This window comes from Thiomonas sp. SCN 64-16 (assembly GCF_001725585.1).
In the GTDB taxonomy this organism is placed as follows: domain Bacteria; phylum Pseudomonadota; class Gammaproteobacteria; order Burkholderiales; family Burkholderiaceae_C; genus Thiomonas; species Thiomonas arsenitoxydans.
In genome coordinates this window covers 99,602-111,056 of sequence record NZ_MEGQ01000001.1, presented here as the reverse complement: position 1 = coordinate 111,056, position 11,455 = coordinate 99,602, and the positions used below count along the sequence as shown (strand labels likewise).

The 11,455-nt window shown below is 66.4% G+C and carries 7 protein-coding genes; all 7 read right to left on the bottom strand.

The features are described 5' to 3' along the window. Positions 1-63: 63 nt before the first annotated feature. The 7 genes from ABT24_RS00455 to ABT24_RS00425 all read right to left on the bottom strand — a co-directional run bounded on the left by ABT24_RS00455 (position 64) and on the right by ABT24_RS00425 (position 11,285). Positions 64-882, bottom strand: a complete 819-nt coding sequence (locus ABT24_RS00455; protein WP_276727741.1) for a cation:proton antiporter domain-containing protein — start codon at positions 880-882, stop codon at positions 64-66. 49 nt (positions 883-931) lie between these two features. Continuing rightward, positions 932-2,377 carry an efflux transporter outer membrane subunit gene (locus ABT24_RS00450; protein WP_276727744.1) on the bottom strand — a complete coding sequence of 482 codons (1,446 nt, stop codon included), beginning with the start codon at positions 2,375-2,377 and terminating at the stop codon, positions 932-934. Positions 2,378-2,382: 5 nt separating this feature from the next. Continuing rightward, positions 2,383-5,487, bottom strand: coding sequence for an efflux RND transporter permease subunit (locus ABT24_RS00445; protein ID WP_276727748.1), 3,105 nt, complete (start codon positions 5,485-5,487; stop codon positions 2,383-2,385). Further along, positions 5,484-8,795: an MdtB/MuxB family multidrug efflux RND transporter permease subunit gene (locus ABT24_RS00440; RefSeq protein WP_276727752.1), complete on the bottom strand. Its 3,312-nt coding sequence runs from the start codon at positions 8,793-8,795 to the stop codon at positions 5,484-5,486. Before ABT24_RS00440 ends, ABT24_RS00445 begins: the two co-directional genes overlap by 4 nt. A 2-nt stretch (positions 8,796-8,797) precedes the next feature. Further along, positions 8,798-10,102, bottom strand: a complete 1,305-nt coding sequence (locus tag ABT24_RS00435) for an efflux RND transporter periplasmic adaptor subunit (protein ID WP_276727755.1) — start codon at positions 10,100-10,102, stop codon at positions 8,798-8,800. A gap of 122 nt (positions 10,103-10,224) precedes the next feature. Then, complete coding sequence (locus ABT24_RS00430; protein ID WP_276707413.1) at positions 10,225-10,818, bottom strand: cob(I)yrinic acid a,c-diamide adenosyltransferase; 594 nt, start codon at positions 10,816-10,818, stop codon at positions 10,225-10,227. 2 nt (positions 10,819-10,820) lie between these two features. Continuing rightward, positions 10,821-11,285 (bottom strand): BLUF domain-containing protein, encoded by a 465-nt coding sequence (locus ABT24_RS00425; protein WP_276727758.1) that lies wholly within the window; start codon positions 11,283-11,285, stop codon positions 10,821-10,823. Positions 11,286-11,455 lie beyond the last annotated feature (170 nt).

Below are 11,455 nucleotides of genomic sequence, written 5' to 3'. Positions count from 1 at the left end.
GATTCATCGCCGCGCCTTGCCACTGCGCATCACCCGATCGATCTGAGTTCTTGTAAAGCATCTTCATGCAGCAGTTGACACTGGCGACCATACGAGCAGACTCTCGAAAGGCTCGATGGCGGCTTCGAGTTCATGGCGGAATTCCGAATCGGCCAGCAGCACCCCGGCGAGAAACGCGCCCAGCGAGGCCGACAGACCGACGCTGCTCAGCCCCACGCCGATGCCCACGGCGCCCAGCAGCGCGGCGGCGGCGAACAGTTCGCGGTTGCCGCCACCGAACCGCGCCACATAGCGGAACATGGTGGCCAGCACCGGCCGCCCGGCCAGGGCCACGATCAGCAAAGCCGCCAGGGCGGGCCAGCCCGGCGCCTGCCCGCCGACGCCGGTGAGGGCGAGCAGCGCCAGAATGGGAATCACGCTCACGTCCTGGAACAGTAGGATGGCGAAGGTCTCCCGGCCGAAGCGCGTGGTCAGTTCCCGGCGCTCGGCCAGCAGCGGCAGGATGTAGGCGGTGGACGACATCGCCAGCGCAACGCCGACCAGCGCGGCGCCCGTCCACCCCAGGCCCAGCGCCGCGGCGATGGCGGCAACCGGCAGCGCCACCCCGGCCATTTGCAGCGCGCCCAGGCCGAACACCTGCCGCCGCAGCGCCCACAGGCGGCTGGGCTGCAGCTCCAGACCGATGAGGAACATCAGCAGCGTGACGCCCAGTTCGGCGGTGTGCAGCACCGACTCCGGCCGGCTCACCACGCCCAGACCGTAAGGCCCGACAGCGATGCCCGCCACGAGATAGCCGAGCACCGAGCCCAGGCCGAAGCGTTTGAACAGCGGAACCAGCAGGACGCTGGCGGCCAGCAAGGTGAGCAGGGCGGTGGCGGACATGGGGCGATGGTACGAACAGCCGCCGTCTGGCGCTGCCGCCCGCGTGCGCCTATTGCGCTCCGGCCGAAGCCGCTGACAAGGGGCCGATGGCCGGCGCGTTGGCCGCGCCCCAGCCGCCGCCCAGTGCTTGAATCAGGGACACGCTGGCGGCGTAGCGGCGGTTGAGCAGGGTGAGCTGCGCATTCCGTGCGCTCGTGGCCGTGGTCTGCGCGGTGATCACGTTGAGGTAGGGCGCGGTGCCCGCCTTGTATTGGTTTTCAGCCAGACGCAGCGAGACCTCGGCGGCCTGCACCACCTCGGCCTGTTGCTGCGCCTCTAGCGCCAGGATGCGCTGTGCGGCGAGGTTGTCTTCCACCTGTTGCAGTGCGGTCAGCACGCTCTGGCGGTAGTTGGCGACCGTCTGGCGGTAGGCCGCCTGACTGCTTTGCTCCTGCGCGCGGCGCAGCCCGCCGTCGAACAATGTGGCCGCGAGTTGCGGGCCGATAGACCAGAACAGCGAGGGCGCGGAAAACAGCTCGGCAATACGCGCGGCCTGGCTGCCGCCTTGCGCGGAGAGTGTGAGGTTGGGGAACCAGGCGGTCTGCGCCACGCCGATCTGCGCGTTGGCCGCTTGCACCTGGGCTTGGGCCGCGGCCAGATCGGGGCGGCGCTGCAGCAACTGCGCGGGGATGCCCGCAGGAATTGCAGGCACTTCGGGCAGGGTGTCGCTAGCCGGCAGGGAGAACTCCGCCGGGGGCTTGCCCACGAGTACGGCAATGGCGTTTTGCAGTTGCACGCGGGTCACGCCCAGATCGGTCAGGCTGGTCTGCGCCTGCAATAACTGGGTGCGCGCCGAGGCCACGTCGGCGGCGGTGCCCACCCCGGCCTTGTAGCGGTTGTCGGTGATCTGCAGAGCGCGCTGGTAGGCGGCCACGGTGTTTTGGGCCAGCACGATCTGCGCGTCCACGGTGCGTAGTTGCAAATAGCTGGTGGCCAGGGTGGATTGCAGGCTGAGCTGGGTGTTGGCCAGGGTGGCGGCGCTGGCGGCAGCGGTGGCCTGCCCGGCTTGCACCTGCAGTCGCACTTTGCCCCACAGGTCGGGCTCCCAACTGGCGCCGAGCGAGGCGCTCAGGCTATTGCCCACGGCGCCGTTGCCTGCGGTTCTGGCGCGGTTGGCCGAAGCCCCGGCAGTCACTGCAGGGTAGTAGGCGGCCCGGGCTTGTGCCACCGCAGCTTGCGCCTGTTCGTAAGCGGCGAGTTGGGCGGCGAGGCTCTGGTTGTGCTGAGCCACCTGGGTTTCAAGGCCGGCGAGCACCGGGTCGTCGAACACGCTCCACCACGCGCCGCGCGGCGCCGCGGCCATCGCCTGCGCGGGTTCCCAGCCACTCTGGGCTTGGGCATAGCTGGCAGGCAGGGCGATTTTCACCGGGGCTTCAGGCGGCGTGGCGGCGCAGGCAGCCAGCGTCAAGACCAAGGGGACGGCGAGCGACAGGCGGGGCAGGACGATGGTTTTCATGGGGTTCAGGCCGTGGAATCGAGAGCCGCCGGGCGGTCGGTGCGGCCGAATTTGCGCAGCGTCCAGCGGCGCAGGCGGTCGAGTTCGAGGTAGATCACCGGGGTGGTGTAGAGGGTGAGCGCCTGGCTGACGATCAGTCCCCCGGCGATGGAGATGCCCAGCGGCTGGCGCAACTCGGCGCCGTTGCCGGTGATGAAGGCCAGCGGCAAAGCCGTGCCCAGCGCGGCCAGCGTGGTCATGAGGATGGGGCGCAGCCGCAGCGTGGCGGCCTGATAGATGGCGTCGCACGGGCTGGCGCCGTGTTCGCGTTCTGCGGTGAGGGCGAAATCGACCATGAGGATGGCGTTTTTCTTCACGATGCCGATCAGCAGGAACACGCCGATGAGCGCGATGATGGAAAACTCGGTGTGCGTGAGCTGCAAGGCCAGTAGCGCGCCTAGGCCAGCCGGGGGCAGGGTGGACAGAATGGTGAGCGGGTGCAGGGTGCTTTCATACAACATGCCCAGCACGATGTAGATGGCAAAAATCGCCGCCATGATGAACAGCGGCTCGTTTTTCAGCGTGTCCGAGAACAGTTGCGCCGTGCCCTGGAAGCCGCCGTGAATCTCGGACGGCAGGCCGATGGCGGCGGTGGCGTCGTCGATTTTGGTCTGGATGCTGCCGAGCGACACGCCCTTGTCGAGATTGAACGAAATGGTGGACGAGACGAACAGCCCCTGATGGTTGACCGCCAGCGGGGTGTTGGTCAGTTCCTGATGCGCCAGCGCCGAGAGCGGTACGCGCTGGCCGCTGCTGCCCACCAGAAAAACATCGTTCAGCGCCTGGGCGTTGTTCTGATATTGCTGCGCGGCTTCCATCACCACGCGGTACTGGTTGAGCGGCTTGTAGATGGTGGACACCAGGCGCTGGCCGAAGGCGTCGTTGAGGGTCTGATCGATGGTGGACACGGCAATGCCATAGCGCGCCGCGGCCGCGCGGTCGATCACCAGAGAGAGCTGCAGGCCGTTGGCCTGCTGGTCGCTGTTGACGTCGTTCAGGCCCGGAATGCGCTTGAACGCGGCCAGCACCTTCGGCTCCCATTCGCGCAGGGTGTTCAGGTCGGAGGCTTGCAGGGTGTACTCATACAGCGCCGCCGAAGGCCGCCCGCCGGCGCGGATGTCCTGCACGGGGAACATGAAGGTCTGCGTGCCAGGCACGCGCGACAACGCCCGGCGCAGCTCGACGATGATGCTCTGAACGCCTTTGCGCTGATCGATCGGCTTGAGCTGCATGAACATGAAAGCGCTGTTGGTCGTGCCGCCGCCGGTGAACGCCACCACGTTTTCCATACCCGGGTTCTTGCGCACGATGGCAACGATCTGCTGCAACTTCTTGCTCATGTCCTGGAACGAGATCGACTGATCGGCCTGCACCGAGCCGATCAGCAGCCCGGTGTCCTGCGTGGGGAAAAAGCCTTTGGGCACGACCTTGAACAGATACACCGTCAGCCCGATGGTGGAGAAAAACAGCACCAGCATCAGCAGCGGGTGCAGCAGCGCCCGGCGCAGGCTGCGCGCGTAGCCGTGATGGACATGATTCCAGCCCCGCTCCAGCCAGGAGCTTGGCTTGGGCGCGCCGTGAGCCGGGCGCGCTTGCGGCCGCAGCCAACGCGAGGCCAGCATGGGCGTGACGGTGAGCGACACCAGCAACGAAATGCCGATGGCCACCGACAGCGTGACGGCGAACTCGTGAAACAGCCGCCCGACGATGCCGCCCATGAACAGCACCGGGATGAACACCGCCACCAGCGAAATGCTCATCGACAGCACGGTGAAGCCCACTTCTCGCGCGCCCTTGAAGGCGGCGGCCAGCGGCGACAAGCCTTCCTCCACATGGCGCATGATGTTTTCGAGCACCACGATGGCGTCGTCCACCACAAAGCCGGTGGCCACGATCAGCGCCATCAGCGACAGGTTGTCGAGCGAATAGTCGAGCAGCCACATGGCGGCGAAGGTGCCCACCAGCGACAGCGGCACGGCAATGGCGGGAATGAGCGTGGCGCGCCAGTCGCGCAGAAACAGCCAGACCACGGCAATCACCAGCAGCACCGCGAGGATGAGGGTCTTTTCCACCTCGTCCAGCGACGCCCGGATGGTGGTGGTGCGGTCGGACATGAGGGTGATGTCGATGGCCGCCGGGATCGAGGCTTTGAGCTGCGGCAGCGCCGCCTTCACCCCTTCGACCGCATCGATGATGTTCGCCCCCGGCTGGCGGTAAATGATGAGCTGCACCGAGGGCTGGCCGTTGGCCAGGCCCATATTGCGGTCGTTCTGCAGACCTTCATACACCTGCGCAATCTGGTCGAGGCGGATCGGCGCGCCGTTGCGGTAGCCCACCACGATGTGCTGGTACTGCTGCGGGGTGGAGAGCTGGTCATTCGCGCCCACCTGCCAGCGATGCGTGGCGCTGTCGATGGCACCCTTGGGCGTATCCACATTGGCGCTGGCGATGGCCTGGCGCACCTGCTCCAGCCCCAACCCCATGCCGTTGACGCGGGGCAGGTCGAGTTCTACCCGCACCGCAGGCAGCGCGGCGCCGCCCACGGTGACCGAGCCGATGCCCGCGATCTGCGAAATTTTCTGCGCCAGAATGGTCGAGCCGGCATCGAACATCTGCCCGCGCGACAGGCTCTTGGAGGTGAGCGACAGAATCATGATCGGCGCGTCCGCCGGGTTCATCTTCTTGTAAGTGGGCCGCCCGGTCAGGCCGGAAGGCAGCAGCGGAATGGCCGCATTGATCGCCGCCTGCACTTCGCGTGCGGCATCGTTGATGTTTTTCGACAGACTGAACTGCAGAATGACGCGGGTCGAACCCAGCGAACTGCTGGAGGTCATCTGCGAAATGCCGGCAATCGTGCCCAGGCTGCGCTCCAGCGGCGTGGCCACCGTGGCAGCCATGACCTCCGGGCTGGCCCCGGCCATGCTGGCGTTGACCACGATGGTGGGGAAATCCACCTGCGGCAGTGGCGACACCGGCAGCAGCCGAAAGGCGATCAGCCCCGCCAGCAGCACCGCAAGCGCCAGCAGGCTGGTGGCGATGGGGCGGCGGATGAACAGGGCGGACGGATTCACTGCGCGTCCTCGTCGGACAGCGCAGCAGCCGGTGGCGCCGAGCCGAAGGTGCGCGCACGCCAGGCCGCCGTGCGGGTGGCGAGCCGGTCGAACGCCAGGTAGATCACCGGCGTGGTGAACAGCGTGAGCACCTGCGACACCAGCAGGCCGCCGACGATGGCGATGCCCAGCGGCTGGCGCAGCTCCGAGCCCATGCCTGTGCCCAGCGCCAGCGGCACCGCGCCGAACAGCGCGGCAAAGGTGGTCATCAGAATGGGCCGCAGCCGCAGGTGCGCCGCCTGCAGCATGGCCTCATCGGGCGGCAGGCCCTGGTTGCGCTGCGCGTCCAGCGCGAAGTCCACCATCAGAATGGCGTTTTTCTGCACGATGCCGATGAGCAGAATGATGCCGATGATGGCGATCACCGTGAGGTCATGCCCGGTGGCCATCAACGCCAGCAGCGCGCCGATGCCGGCCGAGGGCAGGGTGGACAGAATGGTGATCGGGTGGATGTAGCTCTCATACAGCACGCCCAGCACGATATACATGGTGGCCACAGCGGCGAGCAGCAGCCAGAGCTGGTTGGACAGCGCCGACTGAAAGGCGCTGGCCGAGCCCTGGAAGGCGATGGTCACCGAGGCGGGCAGCGCAGCCTGCTTGGCCGCCTGCTTGATCGCGTCCACCGCTTCGCCCAGCGACACGCCGGACGCGAGCTGGAAGGAAATGAGCGCCGCCGGAAACTGGCCCAGATGGTCGATGGCCAGCGGTGTGGCGCGCGGCTCGATGGTGGCGATGGTGGACAGCGGCACCGCCTGCCCGTTGCTTCCGGTGAGATACACGCTGTTGAACGCGCCAAGGCCCTGGTCGGGCTGTTTTTCCACGCCGAGCACCACGCGGTACTGCGCCGATTGGGTGAAGATGGTCGACACCAGCCGCTGGCCGAAGGCGTTGTACAGCGCGCTGTCGACCGCGCTCATGGTGATGCCCAGGCGCGAGGCCGCGCTGCGGTCCACGTCCACATAAGCCTGCAAGCCCTGGTCTTGCAGATCGCTGGTCACGCCGGAGAGTTGCGGCAGCGCCTTGAGCCGGTCCATCAGCGCGGTGTTGGCGCGGGAGAGCTGCGCGGCGCTGGTGGCTGACAGGCTGAACTGATAGGGGTAGCGGCTGGCGATGTCGTTGATGGTCAGGTCTTGCACCGGCTGCAGATAGGTAGCTATGCCTTCGACCTTGGCGGCGCGCGCGTCGAGCCGGCTGATGAGGGCTTGCACCCGCGGGCGTTGTTCCAGCGGCTTGAGGTAGATGAGCAGCCGCCCGGTGTTCATGGTGGTGTTCACCCCGTCGATGCCGACCACCGATGACACCGATTCCACCGCCGGATCTTTGAGCAGCGCATCGACCAGCGCCTGCTGGCGCGCGTTCATCGACTGGAACGACACGTCCTGTGGCGCCACGGTGGTGGCCTGGATCATGCCGGTGTCCTGCACCGGGAAGAAGCCTTTGGGAATGAGCACGTACAGCACCACCGTGAGCACCAGCGTGCCCGCCGCGAACAGCAGCACCAGCGGCTGATGCCGCAGCACCCAGCGCAGCGCGCGGGTGTAGCGGGCCGAAAGCCGGTCGAAAAACGCGCCTGTGGAACGGAACAAATGACTTTGTTTTTGTTCCGGCGTATGCCGCAGCAGGCGGGCCGAGAGCATGGGCGTGAAGGTCAGCGACACGATGGCCGAAATGACAATGGCCACCGCCAGGGTGATGGCGAATTCGCGGAACAGTCGCCCCACCACATCGCCCATGAACAGCAGCGGAATGAGCACCGCGATGAGCGAGAAGGTGAGGGTGATGATGGTGAAGCCGATCTGCCCCGCGCCCTTGAGCGCGGCGGTCAGCGGCCGCTCGCCGGCTTCGATGTAGCGCGAGATGTTTTCGATCATCACAATGGCGTCGTCCACCACGAAGCCGGTGGCGATGGTCAGCGCCATGAGGGTGAGGGTGTTGATCGAAAAGCCGAACAAATACATCGCGCCGAAAGTGCCCACCAGCGCCAGCGGCACTGCGGTGGCGGGAATGAAAGTGGCGCGCACGCTGCGCAGGAACACGAAGATCACCAGCACCACCAGCAGCACGGCCAGCAGCAGCTCGAACTGCACGTCGGCAATGGCCGCGCGGATGGTCACGGTGCGGTCGGACAGCACCGTGAGCTGCGCGGCGGCGGGCAGTTGCGTCTGCAGGCTGGGCAGCAGCTTGTGAATCGCATCGACCACGGCGATGACATTGGCCCCCGGCTGGCGCTGCACGTTGATCACAATGCCGGGCTTGCCGTTGACCAGCGCGGCCTGCCAGGCGTTTTCGGCGCCCGTGCTGATGGTGGCCACGTCGCCCAGCCGCACCGGCGCGCCGCCGGAGTAGGCGATGATCATGTCGCGGTATTGCTGCGGCGATTGCAACTGGTCGTTGGCGTCGATGCTGAACGACTGCTGGCTGCCGCTGATGCTGCCCTTAGGGCTGTTGACGTTCGCCCCGGCAATCGCGGTGCGAATGCTGTCGAGCGTCAGCCCCAGCGCGGCCAGCGCCGGGCCGTTGACCGTCACGCGAATGGCGGGTTTATGTCCGCCCGAGAGCGTGACCAGACCCACGCCCGACACCTGCGAGAGCTTCTGGCTCAGGCGCGTATCGGCCAGGTCGTACAGGGTGGTGAGCGGCAGCGTGGCCGAGGTCAGGCCGAGGGTGATGACGGGGGCGTCGGCCGGGTTGACCTTGGCGTAGATGGGCGGCTGCGGCAGGTCGGAAGGCAGCAGATTGCTCGCGCCGTTGATCGCAGCCTGCACTTCCTGCTCGGCTACGGAAAGCGACAGCGACAGATCGAAGCGCAGGGTGATGACCGACGCACCGCCGGAACTCACCGACCACATCTGCGCCAACCCCGGCATCTGGCCGAACTGCTGTTCCAGCGGGCCGGTGACCGAGGAGGCCATCACGTCCGGGCTGGCGCCGGGGTAGAGCGTGGTGACCTGGATGGTGGGGTAATCCACCTCGGGCAGCGCGGCCTGCGGCAGCAGCTTGTAGCCCACGAACCCGGCCACCAGCACCGCAATCATCAGCAGCGTGGTGGCGATGGGGCGCAGGATGAACAGCCGTGAGGGGCTCGGCCGGTCTTCGAGCGACGCCCCCTCCCAACCTCCCCCACGAGTGGGGGAGGAGAGGTCGGCGCTGCGCGTCTCCTTCGGATGCCCCTCCCAACCTTCTCCACCTGCGGGTGATGGGTTTGCTCCCTCTCCGCTTTGCGGGGAGGGCTGGGGAGGGGAGGCTTTGTCGTCGTGTGGCGCACTCATGCTCAGCGTGCTCCGCTGGCGGCGGGCTTGGCGTGGGCGTCAGACCGGGCACGCTCCTTCCCGGCGCCGCCTGCGGACTGCACCACTGCCTGCACCACTTTCACCTCGCGGCCGTCGCGCAGGCGGTCGAGGCCGTCGGTGACGACGCGCTCGCCCGGCTTCAGGCCGCTGACGATCTGCGTGAGGTTGTCAAACGCCTCCCCGGTTTTCACTACCCGCATCTTCACCTTGTTGTCCGGCCCGATGACATACACATAAGTGCCGGGCGCGCCAACCGCCACGGCGGTGGTGGGCACGACGATTGCGTCAGGGATGGTGCGCACCAGCAGCCGCACGTTGACAAACTGGTTGGGGAACAGGGTCAGCTTCGGGTTGGCGAACTCGGCGCGCAAATTGAGCGTGCCCGTCGTGCTGTTGATCTGGTTGTCGGCCGCGACCAGCCTGCCGGTTTCGAGCAGCTGGGTGTTGCGCGCATCCCAAGACTGAGTTTGCAACTGCTTGCCCGCCATGAGCTGGCTCACCACCTCGCCGATCTGCTGCTGCGGCAGAGCGAAGGTCACGTCCACCGGCTGCACCTGCGCGATGGTGGCAACCGGCGAGGCCGAATTGGTGCTGCTGCTGGTGTTGCTGCCCACGGCGCCCGAAGTCGTCACCATATTGCCGGCGTCCACTGGGCGCAGGCCGACGAGGCCGCTGACCGGGGCGGTGATGCGCGTCCAGCTCAGTTGCAGTTTGGCGTTGTCGAGCGCGGCCTTGTTGGCGTCGAGCGTGGCTTTGAGCTGGGCCACGGTGGCGCGCTGGTCAGAGACCTGCTGCGCCGAAATCGAGTCTTGCTTGAGCAGGGTTTCATAGCGCAGCAAATCGCTTTGCGCACCGGCGAGCTGCGCCTGCGTCTGCTCCAGTTGCGCCTGCGCCTGCTCCACCGCGATGCGGAAGGGCCGCGGGTCGATCTGCGCGAGCAACTGCCCGGCCTTGACCGTCTGCCCCTGCTTGTAGTCCACGCTCTGCAGCAGTCCGGCCACCCGCGGCATCACGTTCACATAGCTGCGCGGCGTAACCGTGCCCAGCGCGGTGAGCCAGACCGGCACGTCCTGCGTTTTGGCGACGGATGCCGTGACCGGCTGCGGCGGCGTCTGCCCTTTATCCATTCCGCCCGGGCCGCGCATCTGCGCCTGCGCCGGGTGCTCGCTGCCCAGCAGGGCCAGACCGCCCGCGGCGAGCAGGGCCACGCCCAGCCCGCCCCAAAGCCAGCGGCGCGCGGTGAAAGGACGGCGATGTTGTTCGGGGGAGGGAGGGGTCGCAGTCATGGGCGGCGTGTCACGGTGGAAAAACAGATCGGTTGGCAGTCTTCACATCCTGCCAGCGCGACGTGAAAGTCGTGTGCAGGCAGTGTGAAGAAGTATGTCGCTTTGAGTCTGCCGCTGGGGCGTCAAGCTTTGGGCTGACGCTGATGATTCCAATACACCTCGGTGCTGGCGGCGTCGCCCGCGCGGTTGAGCGTGCGCGCCAGCACGAACAGCAGATCGGACAGGCGGTTGAGGTACTGCAGCAGCTCGGCGCGCAGCAGCGTGGGCGCCTGCTCCCCGCCGGCCTGCGCCACTTCGCAGGACACCGCCACCACCGCCCGCTCGGCGCGGCGCGCCACGGTGCGGCACACATGCGCCTGCGAGGCCGTTTGCGTGCCTCCGGGCAAAATGAACTCGGCCAGCGGCGGCAGTTTGGCGTTGTAGTCTTTCAGCGCGTCATCGAGCGCGGCCACCTGCTCGGGTTTGAGCAGCGTCATGCCGGGCACCGATAGCTCGCCGCCGAGATCGAACAGATCGTGCTGTACCTGCGAGAGCAAGGCGTCGATGGCCGACGGCAGCCCCATGCTGCGCAACAGCCCGAGATGCGAGTTCAGTTCATCGACCTCGCCCAGCGCCTGAATGCGCGCGGCCGATTTCAGACAGCGCGAGCCGTCCCCCAGCCCGGTGGTGCCCGCGTCGCCAGTGCGGGTGGATATGGCGGTGAGGCGCAGCCCCATGATCAGGCCGCCTCAGCAGAAGCCGCAGGAGCCGAAGAAGCCGCCGAAGAAGCTGCACTAGGCCCGATGCGCCGAGTATGTTCGGCAAGCTCCGACAGGATGTTTTCTGCCGCTTTTGCGCTGAGATCGAGCGGCGAAAATCGCGCTTCGAGCGAATAGGCCAGAAATAGACTGCGATTTTTTTCCGTGCTCAAGACATAACCCATCGACCAATCACCAAACAGCCGTTTATCAATCTCTTGATAACTCAGGATGGCCGACTGGTTGTGCCGCGGGTCGCGCAGAATTTTGGCGTAAAGGGTGTTGATTTTCGAGCGAGCGCCTTCCAGAGCCTGGAGAAAAAATCCGTCAGCAAACACCAGCATGCCGGTCAAACCGAGAGGCTGGTTGTTGCGCCGAGAGGTGTTGAGAATGTCATGCACATCCGCCGGGCCAAAATTGGGAGAAATGCGGCTGGCGTAAATCATGCGAATCAAGGGGTCCATACAGGCTCCGAAGTAGAGTAAAAACTAGCGCAGTGCATTGTGCCCGATGCGAAGATGCCTTACAGCGCGCGATCCTCAAGCCCGACTCCTAGCCCCGCTGCGCCCTCGCAGGCGAGCGTCTATCCTTCTAGCCGGCAACCCTGACCGAGGAC

Coding starts and splice junctions, on each gene's coding strand:
- ABT24_RS00455 (WP_276727741.1), bottom strand. CDS start 882: ATGTCCGCCACCGCCCTGCTCACCTTGCTGGCCGCCAGCGTCCTGCTG.
- ABT24_RS00450 (WP_276727744.1), bottom strand. CDS start 2,377: ATGAAAACCATCGTCCTGCCCCGCCTGTCGCTCGCCGTCCCCTTGGTC.
- ABT24_RS00440 (WP_276727752.1), bottom strand. CDS start 8,795: ATGAGTGCGCCACACGACGACAAAGCCTCCCCTCCCCAGCCCTCCCCG.
- ABT24_RS00435 (WP_276727755.1), bottom strand. CDS start 10,102: ATGACTGCGACCCCTCCCTCCCCCGAACAACATCGCCGTCCTTTCACC.
- ABT24_RS00430 (WP_276707413.1), bottom strand. CDS start 10,818: ATGGGGCTGCGCCTCACCGCCATATCCACCCGCACTGGCGACGCGGGC.
- ABT24_RS00425 (WP_276727758.1), bottom strand. CDS start 11,285: ATGATTTACGCCAGCCGCATTTCTCCCAATTTTGGCCCGGCGGATGTG.